Source organism: Stenotrophomonas sp. FSL W7-1447, from assembly GCF_037966425.1.
GTDB classification, from domain to species: Bacteria; Pseudomonadota; Gammaproteobacteria; order Xanthomonadales; family Xanthomonadaceae; genus Stenotrophomonas; species Stenotrophomonas pavanii.
Genome location: NZ_CP150199.1, coordinates 2,083,238 through 2,099,048 on the forward strand (window position 1 = coordinate 2,083,238; position 15,811 = coordinate 2,099,048).

At 67.9% G+C, this 15,811-nt stretch carries 11 protein-coding genes and 1 pseudogene; 10 read left to right on the plus strand and 2 right to left on the minus strand.

Going from position 1 to position 15,811, the window contains the following annotated elements; all coding sequences use genetic code 11:
- Positions 1-71: 71 nt before the first annotated feature.
- Entirely contained in the window at positions 72-1,073 is a 1,002-nt protein-coding gene (ftrA, locus tag NSQ78_RS09870; protein ID WP_149901933.1) for a transcriptional regulator FtrA, read from the minus strand.
- A gap of 425 nt (positions 1,074-1,498) precedes the next feature.
- Here ftrA and NSQ78_RS09875 point away from each other — a divergent pair, with 425 nt between their 5' ends.
- From NSQ78_RS09875 to NSQ78_RS09915, 9 genes are all read left to right on the plus strand, one after another.
- Positions 1,499-4,075: a TonB-dependent receptor gene (locus tag NSQ78_RS09875; RefSeq protein ID WP_064238300.1), complete on the plus strand. Its 2,577-nt coding sequence runs from the start codon at positions 1,499-1,501 to the stop codon at positions 4,073-4,075.
- Positions 4,076-4,158: 83 nt separating this feature from the next.
- Positions 4,159-4,740: an FMN reductase gene (gene msuE / locus NSQ78_RS09880; protein ID WP_049471246.1), complete on the plus strand. Its 582-nt coding sequence runs from the start codon at positions 4,159-4,161 to the stop codon at positions 4,738-4,740.
- 156 nt (positions 4,741-4,896) lie between these two features.
- Positions 4,897-5,259, plus strand: coding sequence for a DUF3088 family protein (locus NSQ78_RS09885; protein WP_049471349.1), 363 nt, complete (start codon positions 4,897-4,899; stop codon positions 5,257-5,259).
- 14 nt (positions 5,260-5,273) lie between these two features.
- Positions 5,274-6,251 (plus strand): MsnO8 family LLM class oxidoreductase, encoded by a 978-nt coding sequence (locus tag NSQ78_RS09890; protein ID WP_053462766.1) that lies wholly within the window; start codon positions 5,274-5,276, stop codon positions 6,249-6,251.
- Positions 6,252-6,269: 18 nt separating this feature from the next.
- Positions 6,270-7,613, plus strand: coding sequence for an LLM class flavin-dependent oxidoreductase (locus tag NSQ78_RS09895; protein ID WP_064238302.1), 1,344 nt, complete (start codon positions 6,270-6,272; stop codon positions 7,611-7,613).
- Positions 7,614-7,617: 4 nt separating this feature from the next.
- Entirely contained in the window at positions 7,618-8,838 is a 1,221-nt protein-coding gene (locus NSQ78_RS09900; RefSeq protein ID WP_080473121.1) for a M20 aminoacylase family protein, read from the plus strand.
- Complete coding sequence (locus tag NSQ78_RS09905) at positions 8,835-9,386, plus strand: GNAT family N-acetyltransferase (RefSeq protein WP_064238307.1); 552 nt, start codon at positions 8,835-8,837, stop codon at positions 9,384-9,386. Before NSQ78_RS09900 ends, NSQ78_RS09905 begins: the two co-directional genes overlap by 4 nt.
- Positions 9,383-11,128, plus strand: a complete 1,746-nt coding sequence (locus NSQ78_RS09910; protein ID WP_080473122.1) for an amino acid ABC transporter permease/ATP-binding protein — start codon at positions 9,383-9,385, stop codon at positions 11,126-11,128. The genes NSQ78_RS09905 and NSQ78_RS09910 overlap by 4 nt, the downstream gene beginning before the upstream one ends.
- Before the next feature lie 16 nt (positions 11,129-11,144).
- Positions 11,145-12,122, plus strand: a complete 978-nt coding sequence (locus NSQ78_RS09915; protein WP_064238309.1) for an ABC transporter substrate-binding protein — start codon at positions 11,145-11,147, stop codon at positions 12,120-12,122.
- 57 nt (positions 12,123-12,179) lie between these two features.
- Here the strand turns inward: NSQ78_RS09915 and NSQ78_RS09920 are convergent, their stop codons facing one another.
- Positions 12,180-15,299, minus strand: coding sequence for a discoidin domain-containing protein (locus NSQ78_RS09920; RefSeq protein WP_339208520.1), 3,120 nt, complete (start codon positions 15,297-15,299; stop codon positions 12,180-12,182).
- A gap of 237 nt (positions 15,300-15,536) precedes the next feature.
- On the opposite strand from NSQ78_RS09920, the pseudogene NSQ78_RS09925 reads away from it, so the two are divergent.
- Positions 15,537-15,779, plus strand: a pseudogene (locus tag NSQ78_RS09925) (hypothetical protein).
- Positions 15,780-15,811 lie beyond the last annotated feature (32 nt).

Here is a 15,811-nt window from a genome sequence, read left to right on the forward strand (position 1 = left end):
GTCACTATACGCACACAAGCCCGCACCGTCGTGAGGCTTTGCTCACGCCACGCCTGGCACCGCGCACTGGGTCAACAGCCCACCAGGCGGTCGGCACCGAGACCGCTGCGGTGCTGGTTGCGGTACTCGGCAGGACTGGCGTCGACCTGGCCGCGGAAGTGCCGGCGGAAGGACTCCTGCGAGCCGAAGCCGGCCTGTTCTGCTATCCACTGCAGCGGCCGGTCGGTGGTTTCCAGCAGCTCGCGCGCGAAGGCCACGCGCTCGCGGATCAGCCAGTCGATGGGTGACAGGCCGGTGGCCTCCAGGAACTGCCGCTGCAGCGTGCGCTGGCTGAGCGCGGCCTGCTCGGCGAGGCTGCCGAGCGAGTGCGGCTCGCGCAGGTTGCGGCGCATCCATTCCATCAGCTTTGCCAAGCGGGTGGGCTCGCCGTGGGGAATGGCGCGGCTGACGCGCTGGCTGCGCCCGGCGTCGCGCCACGGTGCCAGCACCAGCCGTTCGGCCACCAGGTTGGCCACGCGCGCGCCGTAATCCTTGCGCACCATGTGCAGCATCATGTCCATGCCGGTGGCCGAGCCGGCCGAAGTGATGATGCTGCCGGTATCCACGTACAGCACATCCTCGCGCACATCGATGCGCGGGAAGTCGCGTGCGAGTGCTTCGGTGAGGCGCCAGTGCGTGGTGGCCTGGCGGCCATCGAGCAGCCCGGCCCAGGCCAGCACGAAGGCGCCGGAGCAGATCGAGGTGATGCGCGCGCCACGGGCATGCGCACGGATCAGTGCATCGAGCAGCGCCTGTGGCGGACGTTCGCTGGGCTCGCGCCAGCCGGGGATGACGATGATGTCGGCGTCATCGACCGTGCTGAGATCGTAGGGCAGCTGCACCTGCGCATTACCGAGCATGCGCAGCGCGCCGGGCTCGCCCGCGCACAGCTGGGTGCGGTACCAGGCCACGCCGAGTTCCGGCCGCACCGGCGCGAACAGGCCAACCGCGCAGCCGAACTCGAACAGCCCCTGGCCGTGGCAGGCGACGATGGCGACGAGCGGTGCGCTGGGATCGGCGGAGGGGCTGGGCATGGCTAGATGCTACGGGTGGCGGTGCGCGGCGCTGAGTGGCGCGCGGGCATGAGGTGATGCCTGTGGAGCATGTGCACGAGGGGCATTCCTGGCTGGGGGCGCCCGACGGGGGTAGGGTCGACTGTTAGTCGACTATCGCGCGCAGCGCGGGCTTCCAGGCGGTATCGCCAACAGCAGTCGACTAACAGTCGACTCTACCCCGTCGGTTGCCGACCGCCGCCGGTCGCCCACCACCCGCCGCACATCATCCAACGTCGACTGCCCATCGCCGTCCCATGCGCGTGCTGTGCACGCCTGCCTAACGTCATTACCAGCCGTCATGTCGCTGGCCGGATATGACGGTTGGGTGACGCGATCCCGCCTGTTGCCGCGGGTGAACAGGCCCTTGAATGGAAGCGTGTTTCCGGCCCACCCCACGAGCCCCCATGCCTGCCGCCCACGCCCCTGTCCTGAGCCCCCTTGCTGTCCTGATCGCTGCCGTTCTGGCCGCATCGCCTGGCCACGCGGCCGAAGCCGATGCCGATCCCGCTGCCACCGCCACGACAGCCAACGTGGCTGCGTCCACGCTGGATGCGGTGGTGGTGACCGGTTCGCGTACCAGCACGCGCACCGTGAAGAACAGCTCCACGCCGATCGATGTGATCTCTGCCGAAGACCTGGCCGCCACCGGGCAGGCCAACCTGCTGGAAGCGCTGCAACGTGCGCTGCCGTCGCTGAGCCAGATCGGCGGCTACCAGAGCGACCAGGAGAGCCTGATCCGTGGCTACCAGCTGCGCAACCTGTCACCGGGCTACACGCTGGTACTGGTGAACGGCAAGCGCCGCAATGCCAGCGCGTACGTGAGTGGGGCCAACGGCGGCGGCTTTCCGGGCCACGCCTGGGCTGACCTGGCGCTGATCCCGGTGTCGGCCATCGACCATGTGGAGGTGCTGCGCGATGGTGCGTCGGCCATCTATGGCTCGGACGCGATCACCGGCGTGGTCAACGTGATCCTGAAGTCGCAGGCGCATGGCGGTGACCTGTCGGTTGAGAGCGGGCAGAGCATCGATGGAGACGGTTCGCGTACCAGTGTGCGCGCCAACGTCGGCCTGCCATGGGGCCAGGACGGCTTCGTCAATCTGTCCGGTGAAACCGCCCGCCAGCATCATGCGATCCGCAGCCGCCGCTACATCGACGGTTACCTGAGCTACCCGGCGGTGGATGCCACTGGCAATCGGGTGGCATTGCGCCCGAACAACCGGTTGCCCGCGGGTGCGTCGCCGAACCCGGCCGAGGCCGGCCGCGATGCGGAGGCCAACATCATCCTCAGCTCGCCGTCGTACGCGTTGAAGGCCTTCGCAGTGAATGCGGGCCATGGCCTGGGCGAGAACGCGCAGTTCTACGCCAACGCCACGGCCAGCGATCGCACCGCGCAGGCAATCCAGAACTTCCGCCTGCCGGCGACCATCTTCACCACCTACAAGGCGCCCGGGGTGCTGAGCGTGTTTCCCGATGGCTTCCTGCCCGTGCTGGAAACCAAGGAAAAGCAGTACACCGGCACTGCGGGCGTGAAAGGGCAGGTGGCAGGCTGGGACTACGACGCCAGCCTGACCGGCAACCGCAGCACGGTGCGCACCTATACCCGCAACTCGGTGAACTACTCGTTGCCGTACCCCGGATCGCCCACTGACTTCTATGACGGCAAGCTGGACTACCAGCAGGGCATCGCCAACCTGGACCTGCGCCGTGGCTTCGAGGTGGCCGCCTTTGCGTCACCGCTGGAAGTGAGCGCAGGCGCCGAGTACCAGCACGAACAGTACGAACGCGGGGCCGGACAGTGGGAGTCGTACACCGGCTTCGGCGCCGCCGCGTTCGTGGGCTACTCCACCGCCGATGCGGTGAAGGCGACGCGCAACAGCAAGGCGGTCTATGTGGGCGCGGCCAGCAACATCACCTCGCGCTGGTATCTGGATGCGGCTGCACGCTGGGAAGATCATTCCGACTTCGACAGCGTGTCCACGGGCCGCCTGACCACGCGCTTCGACTTCACCGACGCGTTGGGTGTACGCGCGACGGTCAGCAATGGTTTCCATGCGCCCAGCCTCGGCGCGCAGTACTACCAGGCCACCGGCAGCTGCCCGTGCGGTACCACGCTGGTGGCGCAGGTGTCTTCGCCGGCAGCGATTGCGCTGGGTGCCACGCCGCTGAAGCCCGAGAAAGCCACCAACTACAGCCTGGGCGTGACCTGGGACCCGAGCCCTGCGTTCCACCTGGCCGTGGATGCGTACCAGATCGACATCCGCGGCCAGCTCGGCCAGTCCAGCCAGATCGGTTACAACGCGCAGGACCCGGCGCGCATCACCGACAACAGCGGTACGGTGTTGAGTGCGGCGCAGAAGAACACCATCGATGCGCTGCTGGGTTCCGCCGGCATCAGCATCCTGCCGGGTGATGCGTTCTACGCCAGCTACTTCACCAATGTGGGCAATACCCGCACACGCGGTGTCGAGCTGACCCTGGAAGCCAACCAGGACACCGCGTGGGGCAAGCTGCGCTGGAGCTACGCGGCCAACGTCGGGCGTACCACCATCCAGAAGGTGAGCGACATTCCGGCGGCGCTGCAGGGGCTGCCGAACATCAACCTGCTGACCAAGAGCAGCGAATACGCGCTGCGCTTCCGCACGCCCAGCTACACCCAGGTGGCGGGCTTGGGCTGGCAGAACGGGCGCTGGCGCTCGAATGTCGACTTCACCTACTACGGACCGATCAAGCGCCTGAACAACGGCGTTGAGTACAAGCAGCCGCCGGTGCTGGTGACCAATCTCTCCGGCGCCGTGGAGCTGGGCGCAGGCTGGAGTGCGGCGCTGGGCATCAACAACGTGTTCGACAAGCGCACGCGCAAGGTGCCCGCGTATGCACGCAGTGCCACCGATGTGGCGAGCATCGAGACGACCTGGGATTCGGGCGATGTGCTGAGCCGGATCGGGGCGTTCTGGTACGGGCGGATCAACTACCGGTTCTGAGGCGGGAAGCAGCCGGGCATGGCTCGGCTCTACATAACGCGAAAGGCGGCCGGACAGGGGCCGCCATCATCGAGGAGCAGTTCATGTCTTCTGCATTGAGGGTGGTTGCATTGGTGGGCTCACCGGCCAGTTCGGCGACATCGCGCACGCTGCTGCTGGTGCGGCATCTGCTGGCGTCGCTGCAGCAGCGGGTGCACGCCAGCGTGGAGCGGGTGGAGCTGGCGCCGATCGCCCGCTCGCTGGGGCAGTCGTTGTCGCGCGATGAAGCGGAGCCGGCGGTGGAGCAGGCGCTGCAGACCATCGAGGGCGCTGGCCTGCTGGTGGTGGCCGCGCCGGTGTACCGCGGATCGTACCCGGGACTGTTCAAGCACCTGGTCGACTTCATCGGGCTGGAGGCGCTGGTGGATACACCGGTGCTGCTGGCCGCGACCGGGGGCAGCGAGCGCCATGCGCTGGTGATCGACCACCAGTTGCGGCCGTTGTTCAGTTTCCTGCAGGCGCACACGCTGCCGATCGGGGTGTATGCCACGCCGGCTGACTTCGACGGCGAGCACGTCAGCAGCGCGGCCCTGCAGGCGCGTATCGCGCTGGCGACCGAGCGTGCCGCCGCGCATCTGGCCACGCAGGGACTGGCGCCGCCGACGCCGCTGCGGCGCATTGCCTGAGGCCATAACCGGCGGCGCTTTTCTTATGGCGAAGGCGCATCTGCATGGCCGGATCTGACCGCCGATTGTCGCCAGGCATCGCCGCCGCAACCGCTGGCATCTCTAGCATCGATATCGAAGCGGCATCGCATGGCCGCCCAAGATGAGGACCCCCCAGTGACGCTCGACGCAGCAAGCAAACCCATCCTGTTCCTGCTGGACCGCGAGTTCGAGGACGGACAGATTCCCGGCCAGCGTTTCTTCTGCCGGCACAGCCTGCTGCTGGAAGGTGCGCTGTCGAGCATCGAAGGCCTCGACGCGCAGCTGGACGTACGTCGCATCGGCTTCGCACGGCCGCGTCGCGAGGTGATCGCTGAGATTGGCGAGCAGGACCAGTCGCTGCCGAAGCTGGTGCTGCCGCAGGGCGTGCACAGCGCGCTGGCCAGTGGCGCCCACAAGGATCGCCAGTACGTCTCCGGTGCCGAGCCGATCCTGGCGGCGCTGAACGGGTTGCTCGGCATCCCCGTGGCCCATCCCTGAGCGAGGACGCGTCAATGAGCTACCTGATCAGCGTATTGGACAAGAGCCCGGTGGCCGACGGGGCCTCGCCGGAGCAGGCACTGCGCAACAGCCTGCTGTTGGCGCAGCGCGCCGAGCAGCTGGGTTACCACCGCTACTGGTTTGCCGAACACCACGCCGCGCCGACCCTGGCCAGCCCTGCGCCGGAGGTGCTGGCCGCCTGGGTGCTGGCGCAGACCCGGCGCATCCGCATCGGCAGCGGCGGGGTCATGCTGCGCCACTACGCGCCTTACAAGGTGGCCGAGAACTTCAACCTGCTGGCGGCGTTGGCGCCGGGACGCGTGGACCTGGGCGTGGGCAAGGCACCCGGCGGCCTGCCGGCATCGACCGCCGCGCTGGCGGCAGGGCGCCCGGCGTTTGCCGACTTCGACCAGCAACTGCGCGATCTGGAAGGCTATCTTTCCGGCGCCGAAAGCGAGGTGCTGGCGCGGCCGGTTCCGCAACAGGCACCGGAGCGGTTCCTGCTGGGTGCCAGTCCGCAGAGCGCGCGGCAGGCGGCCGCGCTGGGCTGGCGCTTCGTGTACGCCGCGCACTTCGATGGTGACCCGAAGCACATCGAGGCCGCGTTCGATGCCTATCGCAGTGCCGCTACGCAGCCCCCGCTGCTGGCCACGGTGGCCTTTGCTGCCCCGACGGCCGAAGCCGCTGCACGTCACATCGGCGCACTGCGCGTCTACAAGCTGCACCTTGGCCCGGGGCAGACGGTGAACCTGCCCAGCCCCGAGGCGGCTGCCGAGTACGCACGCCAGGTGGGCGTGGCGGACTTCCGCATCGAGGAAACACGGCCCAGCGTGCTGTCCGGCGATGCGCAACAGGTGCGCGACGAACTGGATGCGCTGCACCGACGCTTCGGCGTGGGCGAGTTCATCCTCGATGCGCCGGTGGCCGACCTCGATGCACGCCTGACATCCCTCGAACTGCTGTCGCCTGCGCCACGCGCGGCGGTGGCCTGACCCGCAGGAGCGATTCCCATGAGCACGACCCCGCGCTACATTCCGTTCGGCATCATGCTGCAGGGCCCAGGCAGCCACATGCACGCCTGGAAGCATCCGTCCAACCCGGCCGATGCCAGCGTCAACCTGCAGTTCTACATCGACATCGCGCGCACCGCCGAAGACAACGGCATCGCCTTCGGCTTCGTGGCCGACGGCCTGTACATCAACGAAAAGTCGATCCCGCACTTCCTCAACCGCTTCGAGCCGATCTCGCTGCTGTCGGCGTTGGCTACGGCGACGAAGAAGATCGGCCTGGCCGGTACGCTGTCGACGTCCTACAGCGATCCGTTCACCGTCGCCCGTCAATTCGCCTCACTGGACCTGCTCAGCGGCGGCCGCGCCGGCTGGAACGTGGTGACCTCGCCACTGGAAGGTTCTGGCCGCAACTACGGCCGCCCCCATCCGGAGCATGCGCTGCGCTACCAGATCGCCGATGAATACCTGGAGGTGGTGCAGGGGTTGTGGGATTCGTGGGATGACGACGCGTTCGTGCGCGAGCGCGACAGCGGCACGTTCTTCGCACCGGAGAAATTCCGCCGGCTCGACCACAAGGGCCGCTTCTTCCAGGTGGAAGGCCCGCTCAACATCCAGCGATCGCCGCAGGGCCAACCCGTGATCTTCCAGGCCGGTTCGTCCGATGACGGCATCGCGCTGGCCGGCAAGTACGCCGATGCGGTGTTCACCCATTCGCCGTCGCTGGAAGAAACCCGCGCGTTCACCCAGAAGGTGAAGAACTCGGCGATCGCCCATGGCCGCAGCGGCAACGACGTGAAGATCTTTCCGGGTATCGGCCCCATCGTCGGCCGCACGGCCGAGGAGGCCGAGGCCAAGTACCAGGCAATTGCCGCACTGGCGACGCTGGAGGATGCGCTGGCCTATCTGGGCCGGTTCTTCGATCACCATGATTTCAGCCAGTACGACCCTGACGCATCGTTCCCCGAACTGGGCGATATCGGCAGCAATTCGTTCCGCTCCACCACTGATCGCATCAAGCAGGATGCGCGCGAGAAGGGGCTGAGCCTGCGCCAGGTGGCATTGGAGGCAGTGAGCCCGCGACCCAACTTCATCGGTACGCCGGAGCACGTGGCCGATGAGTTGATCCGCTGGTTCGACGCCGGTGCCAGCGATGGCTTCATCCTGGGCTTTGCCGCGCAGCGCGAGGGCCTGGACGATTTCGTGACCCAGGTATTGCCGATCCTGCAGGCGCGCGGCTACCACCAGCGCGAGCTGGAAGGGCAGACCCTGCGCGAGCATCTGGGCCTGCCGTACAAGGCCAGCCGGTATGCGACCGACGCCGAACCGGCGCGGAAGGTGGGGTAGGGCAATGAGCGGAGAAACTGCGGTAGCACCGGGCCAGGCCCGGCGGAGTTCCCCAGCGATTGGCGTGTTGCCGGAGATCGCGGCGCGCGCCGAGGCTGCCATCGCGATCCGCCAAGACCTGCACCGGCACCCGGAGCTGGCCTTCGAAGAGCATCGCACCAGCGCCCGCGTGGCCGAACTTCTGCAGCAATGGGGTTATGACGTGACCACCGGCCTCGGTGGCACCGGCGTGGTCGGCACGCTGCAACGCGGGCAGGGCAGTCGTCGGCTGGGGCTGCGTGCGGACATCGATGCCTTGCCGATCCACGAAGACTCCGGGCTGGCCTACGCCAGCCAGACCGACGGGCTGATGCATGCCTGCGGTCACGATGGTCACACCGCCATCCTGCTGTCCGCCGCGCATTACCTGGCCCATCACGGCAATATCGACGGCACCTTGCAGCTGGTGTTCCAGCCTGCGGAAGAAACCGGTTCGGGTGCATCGAAGATGATCGCCGACGGCCTGTTCGAGCGCTTCCCGGTGGATGCGATCTATGGGCTGCACAACTGGCCTGGCGTACCGGTCGGCCACTTCGGCTTCGTCGACGGCCCAGCGATGGCGTCGGTTGACTGGGCGCGGCTGAAAGTGATCGGCAAGGGCGGCCACGGGGCCGAGCCGCAGGGCAGCGTGGACCCGATCCTGGTCGCCGCGCACATCATCACGGCATTGCAGAGTGTGGTGTCGCGCAATGTCGACCCGCGGCAGATGGGCGTGGTGACCGTCGGTTCGATCCACGGTGGGCAGGCCGCCAATGTGATTCCGGACGTGGTCGAGCTGAAGCTGACCGTGCGCGCCTACCTGCCCGAGGTGCGCGACACGCTGCGACGCCGGGTCACGGAACTTGCCGAGCACACCGCCGCTGCGTTCGGTGCGCGCGCCGAGATTGAATTCCCGCGCGGCTTCCCCAGCGTGATCAACCACCCGCAGCAGACCGCCTACGTCCGCAAGGTGGCGGTGCAGGGCTTCGGCGCCGGCCAGGTGGTGCCCGACTTCGCGCCGCGCACCGCCAGCGAGGATTTCGCGTTCCTGCTGCAGGCGCGGCCGGGCAGTTTCGTGTTCGTCGGCAACGGTGACAGTGCACCGCTGCACAGCCCGCGCTATGTGTTCAACGACGCGGCCATTGCCCCCGCCGCCAGCCTGTGGGCGCGGCTGGCCGAAGACTACCTGGTGAAGGACGTGACATGAGCCACGACGAACGCTTCCTCTATACCTCGGTCGATGACCCGCTGGCGCGGCCGCTGTTCGATGGCCTGGAGCAGGAATACGACAGTCGCTACGCCGATGTGCGTCGACGCATCGGCGGCAGCGCCCGCGAGGAACTGCAGCGCTACCCGGCGCAGGCATTTGCCGCGCCGGTAGGGGCCTTCGTACTGCTGCTGCGCGACGGTGTGGCGATCTCCGGCGGTGCTTTCATGCCGCACCGCGATCCGGACACCGCCGAGTTCAAGCGGATCTGGACGCTGCCCGGGCTGCGCCGGCAGGGCATCGCCCGGCGCGTGCTGCAGGAACTGGAAGAGCAGGCGGCGCGCCAGGGCTATAGGCGGGTGTTCCTGACCACCGGCTTCCGCCAGCCCGAGGCGGTCGGCCTTTACCTCAGCCACGGCTACACCGCGCTGTTCGACCTGGACGCGGACCCGGAATCCATCGCGCACCTGCCGTTCGAGAAACACCTGCGGGCGCCCGCGCCTGTCGTTGCGCCTGTGCAGGCGGTGCTGCACGGGGTCCACGCATGAGCACGCCCTCGACGGCGCTGGATGGGATCGGCGCACGGCCGGCACCCGCACCTGCCTTGAAGATCGTGCCGGCCCGGCACCCGCTGCAGGTGGTCGGCACGGTATTGGCGCTGGCGCTGATCCTGATCGGGCTGCAATCGGTGCTGGGCAATCCGCGCTGGGGCTGGGGCACCTTTGCCGAGTGGTTCTTCGCACGCCCGGTGCTGGAAGGCCTGGGCCGGACGCTGCTGCTGACCGCACTCGGTACCGGCCTCGGTTTCGCGCTGGGCACCCTGCTTGCACTGGCACGGGTGTCCGGCTCACCCCTGTTGTCGGCGGTGTCGTGGGGCTATGTGTGGTTGTTCCGCTCGATCCCGCTGCTGGTGTTGCTGCTGCTGCTGAACAACCTGGGCTACCTGTACAGCACCATCGAGCTGGGCGTTCCGTTCACCGGCATCAGCCTGTTCTCGTACCCCACCACGCAGCTGATCGGCGTGTTCACCGCCGCGGTACTGGGGCTGACCCTGAACCAGGCCGCGTTCTCGGCCGAAGTGATCCGCGGTGGCATCCTCTCGGTCGATCATGGCCAGTATGAGGCGGCCGCCGCGCTCGGGCTGCCGCGTGCGCGCCAGGTGCGGCGCATCATCCTGCCGCAGGCGATGCGTTCGATCCTGCCGGCCGCGTTCAACGATGTGATCGGCCTGGCCAAGAGCACCTCGGTGGTTTACGTACTGGCGCTGCCGGAGCTGTTCTACACCGTCCAGGTGATCTACCGGCGCAACCTGGAAGTGGTGCCGCTGCTGATGGTGGCCACGGTCTGGTACCTGGTGATCCTGACCGCGCTGTCGCTGCTGCAGCGGCGCGTGGAGCAACGCTTCGCACGCGGGCAGCTGCAACGCGAACGTTCGGTGTCGCGGGTGTCATCGCCGCAGCGCCGGTCCGGTGATGGTGCGCCCCGCGTGATCAACCGCCCGCGCATCGCCACCCAGGTGGAAGCGGGTGACGGGGCGGCGGTGTCGCTGCACGGCGTGGGCAAGGTGTTTGGCGATCAGCCGGTGCTGGAAGACGTGCACCTGGACCTGCGTGCCGGCAGCGTGACCGTGCTGATCGGCCCGTCCGGCGCCGGCAAGTCCACGTTGCTGCGGCTGATCAACCACCTGGAACGCGCCGACAGCGGCTACGTGACCGTCGGTGGCCAGCTGATCGGCTACCGTCGCGATGGCGACACCCTGTACGAGCTGCCCGAACGCGAGATCCGCCGCCGGCGCGCCGAAGTGGGCATGGTGTTCCAGGGCTTCAACCTGTTCCCGCACCTGACCGCGCTGGAGAACATCATCGAAGCGCCGATCGCAGTACGCGGTGTGCCGCGCGCGCAGGCCGAGCAGCAGGCGCGCACGCTGCTGGAACGGGTCGGCCTGGCCGACAAGGCCGATGCCTTCCCGCGCCAGCTGTCCGGTGGCCAGCAGCAGCGCATCGCGATCGCCCGCGCGCTGGCGTTGCAGCCGAAGGTACTGCTGTTCGATGAGCCGACCTCGGCGCTGGACCCGGAGCTGGTGGCCGAAGTGCTGAGCGTGATCGAAGAGCTGGCCCGTTCCGGCACCACGCTGGTGATCGTCACCCATGAACTGGGCTTCGCCCGCCGCGTGGCTGACCACGTGGTGATGATGGACCAGGGACGGGTGATCGAGCAGGGCACGCCCGAGGCCCTGTTCGAGCGCCCGCGCCAGCAACGCACCGCCGATTTCCTGGCCAAGACCCTGTAACCCCGGAAGGAACACCATGAGCCCTGCAGCACCGCGTCGCCCCTCGCGCAGCACCCTGTTGATCGTGGGGGTGCTGGTCATCGGCATCGCCGGCATCGTCTACTCGCGCGTGCGCCAGGCCCCGGAGGCTGCCGCTGTGGCCGCGACCAGCCTGGCCGGTACCAACACCGCCGTGCTGAGGGGCACGCTTGACCCGAAGGCGCAGGCCTTGATTCCCGCGGGCTACCGCTTCGTCACACCGGGCGCATTCACCGTGGCGACCCACCCGGGGCAGCTACCGCTGGCCGACTACGGCGCCGACAGCAAGGACGTGGTCGGCGTCGAACCGGACATCGCGCGGCTGATTGCGGATGCGTTGGGCCTGAAGCTGGTGATCGTGCCGGTGGCCTGGGCCGACTGGCCACTGGGGCTGGAGTCGGGCAAGTACGATGCGGTGCTGTCGAACGTGACGGTCACCGAGGAACGCAAGAAGAAGTTCGATTTCTCCAGCTATCGTTACGACCTGCTGGGCATCTACACGCGCAGCGACGGGCCCATCCAGAAAATCGAAAAGCCCGCCGATGTGGCAGGGCTGAAGGTGGTGGTCGGTGCCAGCACCAACCAGGACCAGATCCTGCGCCAGTGGGACCAGCAGAACATCGCAGCGGGATTGAAGCCCGTGGAATACCAGTACTTCGATGACGCGGTGGTCGGGCGGCTGGCGGTGATCACCGGCCGTGCCGATGTCTCGTTCGAGCCCAATGCTACCGGCGCCTATTCGGCGCGCGACGGCAAGGTGCGGCGCGTGGGCCTGTTCCCTGGCGGCTGGCCGAATGCCGCAGCGATCTCGGTGACCACGCGCAAGGGCAGCGGCCTGGCCGACGCGGTGACGCAGGCGCTGAACACCCAGATCGGCAGCGGCACCTACGCGCAGGCGCTGGCACGCTGGAATGTGGCCGAGGAAGCCGTGCCACAGTCGCAGACCAATCCGCCGGGGTTGCCAACGTTGCAATGACACCGGGCGTGGCGCGGGCGATCCCCGCTTTGTAGAGCCAAGCCATGCTCGGCTGCTTCACCAACGCGCCTCCAGCGTTTTGAACGGCTTCGCCAGGCGCACGCCCTCGGCATCGAAGTCGGAAACGCTGCGCCCATCCACACGCACCGTCTTCGGCATCGTCCGCTGCGGCCACCACACCTTCACCGCCGTCCTGCTGCGCAAGCCCTTGCCCAGCGCCACCGTCAATACGCCGTCGCGCTGCCGCGCCTGCATCTGCAAGGTGCCATACGCCGTCGGCAGGCGTTCCACTGCCAATCCATCGCCCGCCACCCACGCGGGGGGCGTGCCCGGCAGCAGCGACAGTGCGTCATCGTCCTCGCGCATCAGCATGCCGAACAGCGTGCGGCCGTATTCGGCGCCGATCCAGGTATGCGGCATGTCGCCCAGGTAGCGCGGGAAGCGCAGCCGTGAATGCACGACCTCGGCCAGCACCTGCCACTCGAGCGGGCGCCGGTCATGCAGCAGCCCCTGCAGCAGCTCATCGGCCGCCTGCGGCTGGCCCAGATGCACGTAGCTCAGCACGTTGCGGATCTCGTACGGGGTGTAGGCGTACAGCGCACCGGGCTGGCTGCGCTTGCGCACGTCATCCAGATAACGTGCGAAGGTGGTCCGCAGTGCCTCGGCCGGCAGTACGCTCTGCGCGCCGGTCGGGTCCAATGCAATCGAGACGCCGGTGGGGTCACCATCGCCAAGATCGGCCGACGACGGAATGAAGTCGATGCCCTTCCACGCCATCGTTGCCCGGATCGAGGCATGCAGTGCGTCGTACAGCAGCTTGTATTGCTCGCGCGCCCAGGCAGCGGTCTGGTGGTCGCCCAGGGCCTCGGCCAGCCACGCGCCGTCGTGCCAGCCCTTCAGGCCCCAATAGTCATCCCAATAGCTGTGGGTGGGTGATGGATAGCCCTCATGGCTGATCGACGGCGCAAGGATGCCCGCAAACCGTTCCGGCGAAGGCTGGTCAGCCTTGTAACCGGGCACCAGCGTGCGCTCGCGCAGTTCCTGCAGGAAGCGCAGCGCGGCTTTCACCTTGGGCAGGTAGGCGCGCACTGTTTCTGGCCCACCATCCAGGCGTGCAACGTCGGCCACCAGAGCGACGTACTGGCCCTGGCTGTCGTACTCGATGTCTGAGCCGAAGCCGGTGTTGACGCTGCCATCGACGTTGAGGATTGGCGAGACCAGGCCGTTGGCATGCACGCCGTGTTCGCTGTACCAGGCCAGGTAGTCGCGCGCGACACGCGCTTCACCCATGCGCAGCAGCACTGCCGAGGTGGCCATGCCGTCGCGGATGAAGGAGCGGTTGTAGTTGCGCGGCCCCGGCTGCATGGCCGGGCCGGTCTGGTTGATCAGCATGTAGGCGGCCTGTGCGCGCAGCATGTCGACCAGCGAGGGATCGGGCAGGCGCAGGCCGACCTGGCCCAGCCGTGCCTGCCAGTCGGCGGAGGCCTGCGTGGCCAGCACGTCGAACGCGGCATTGGCATCGTCGGGCAGCGCAGCCAGATCAAGCGCAGGTGCTTCGGGCAGCATGCCGTTGGCATCGGCGGCGGCAGTGCCCAGCGGGAACGCGACCACGATGGCGTCGCTGCTGCCCGGTGCCAGCGACACCCGGTAGTTCAACGCAGCCGAGGCAAGGCCCTGGTCATCACGCGCCTGCTGCGTGGAAGGCAGTTGGCCGGCAGCGATGTTCGCGGTGATTTCCGTTGCGCCGTCGTCGCCGAACGGCGCCGCGCCGGATGCGGTCACTGGCGTAAGCGACTGCAGCAGCGTGCGCCCGTTGATGCGCACGGCCTGTCCATCGACGGCGGCCTCGCGGATCGGCGACAGCCCGCCGTTCTGCCACGGCGGGTTCATCTGCATCGGGCGCACGACCAGGCTGAGCGTGCCATCGATCCGGCTGCTGCCGGTGTTGTGCAGGCGATGGCGCACGAAGGTGACCGGTTGCCCGTCGCGCTGGAGCGCGAAGGCCTCGCTGCGCAGCTCCAGCCCGGGTTGCGGCGACCAGGTGGCCGAAGGCATCGGCTTCCAGCCATCGTGCAGGGCGTGGTGCACGGGGCGTTCGGCGGCGCCCGCCGCGCGGCCATCGGCACTGCGCCAGATGGGCTGCACCAGCGGTGCGCCCTTGTAGGCTTCGATGTTGCCGTACTCGTCGAAGATCGATTTCTGTCGCCCGGCGTGCACGCCGACGGCGGTCCAGTAGGTCTGCTGCATCTGCAGTGACGCCGGGAACAGCCCGCGCTGCGCGCCGCTGGCGGCGATCTGGTACTGCTTCATGGGCGTCATCACCGCCTTCGGGCCCAGCAGGCGCAACCGCGCGGCCCGGGGTGCAGCGCCGTCCACGCTCAGCCGGAACGCACGCACCGGTTGCGCCACAGTGGCGGCCAGCCAGCTTTGCCGATGGTTGGCCGCCTGCGCATCATGTGCCCAGTCGTGCCAGCGACCATTGCTGTCCTGCGCCTGCAATCGGGCAGCGCCACGCGCGCCATCGGCCCACTCGACCAGCAGGGCGGCAGAGGGCTGGGCGCGGGGCAAGGTGATCTCGAGCGCATGGGCGCCTGCCTTCCCGACGGGAATCGCGACGGCAGCGCCGCCCTGCCACAGCGCGGCTGCCTGCGTTGCATCCACACCGCTGACGCGTGCGCTGAGCGTGCTGTCCAGTGGCTCCATCTCGAAGAGGGACACGCCCCAGTCGGAGGTCCGCTGCGGGCTGGCCAGCCGCACGTAGCGCGCCTGGCGCGGCGCGAAGTACAGCGTTTCCACGTCGCCCAGTGAATCGGCCATCGTGTATGCGGTCTGCCACTGCGTGCCGTCCAGGGAGGTCTGCAGCGAATAGCCTTCCGGATTGGAGACATCCCAGGTGAGGCGCACGCCGGCCAGCAGGGTGGGCGTGCCCAGGTCGATCTGGAACCAGTGGCCGGGGCTGAAGGCGCCGCCGGTCACGGTCTTCGGGTCGCCGTCGATCAGGTGGCCGATCGCCATTGCCGGCACCTGCTGCGAGGAACTGCTGGCCTGCCATTGGCTGCGCGGCGGGAGCGTCTGGGCCTGTGCGGAGGACGCCAGGGCGAAGAGCAACAGGGCGGCGGCAGGGCGCAACGGGACATGCAGGGTGGAGACCTTGGAGCGTTCGGCGCGCAACGTCATTACGGACTGCCTCGCAGGTTCGGCCGGAATCGGGCGAGCGCTACGCTAGCAAGGGATGTAATCGGTTACATGACGCACTGCAGCGCCGCTGGACGCTGGCGCTGCCATCACGGGAGGGCTGACGGATGTGGCTATGGACGTGTAGCGCGGATTGGTTAGGGTCACATCGAGCGTCTTTTAAGAGAGTTGTCATTTGACAACCAGCGTGAGCCGTGTGGAGACTGCGGAGAAGAAGGAATGTCTCGAGCGCGTCCTCCAGACAAGGACATCGAAGCGGCGTTGTAGTTCGCGGAGGATCGTGGGTGGAGGCTCCGTATGGCGGGCGGCCATGCGTGGGGCCGGATGTATTGCCCTTACAACGACACCGATTGCCGATGCGGGGAGTTCTGCATCGTGAGCATCTGGAGCACGCCGCGAAGCGGCAGCCGTCATGCAAGTGCCTTGCGGCGTGTGGTCGACAACTGCAGTCGTGAGCAATGAGATCAGGCTTCGTCAGAAGCGAAGGGGTCAAT

Excerpts from the sequence above, each read along its gene's own strand:
- ftrA (WP_149901933.1), bottom strand. The coding sequence starts at position 1,073 with ATGCCCAGCCCCTCCGCCGATCCCAGCGCACCGCTCGTCGCCATCGTC.
- NSQ78_RS09875 (WP_064238300.1), top strand. The coding sequence starts at position 1,499 with ATGCCTGCCGCCCACGCCCCTGTCCTGAGCCCCCTTGCTGTCCTGATC.
- msuE (WP_049471246.1), top strand. The coding sequence starts at position 4,159 with ATGTCTTCTGCATTGAGGGTGGTTGCATTGGTGGGCTCACCGGCCAGT.
- NSQ78_RS09890 (WP_053462766.1), top strand. The coding sequence starts at position 5,274 with ATGAGCTACCTGATCAGCGTATTGGACAAGAGCCCGGTGGCCGACGGG.
- NSQ78_RS09895 (WP_064238302.1), top strand. The coding sequence starts at position 6,270 with ATGAGCACGACCCCGCGCTACATTCCGTTCGGCATCATGCTGCAGGGC.
- NSQ78_RS09900 (WP_080473121.1), top strand. The coding sequence starts at position 7,618 with ATGAGCGGAGAAACTGCGGTAGCACCGGGCCAGGCCCGGCGGAGTTCC.
- NSQ78_RS09905 (WP_064238307.1), top strand. The coding sequence starts at position 8,835 with ATGAGCCACGACGAACGCTTCCTCTATACCTCGGTCGATGACCCGCTG.
- NSQ78_RS09910 (WP_080473122.1), top strand. The coding sequence starts at position 9,383 with ATGAGCACGCCCTCGACGGCGCTGGATGGGATCGGCGCACGGCCGGCA.
- NSQ78_RS09915 (WP_064238309.1), top strand. The coding sequence starts at position 11,145 with ATGAGCCCTGCAGCACCGCGTCGCCCCTCGCGCAGCACCCTGTTGATC.
- NSQ78_RS09920 (WP_339208520.1), bottom strand. The coding sequence starts at position 15,299 with ATGACGTTGCGCGCCGAACGCTCCAAGGTCTCCACCCTGCATGTCCCG.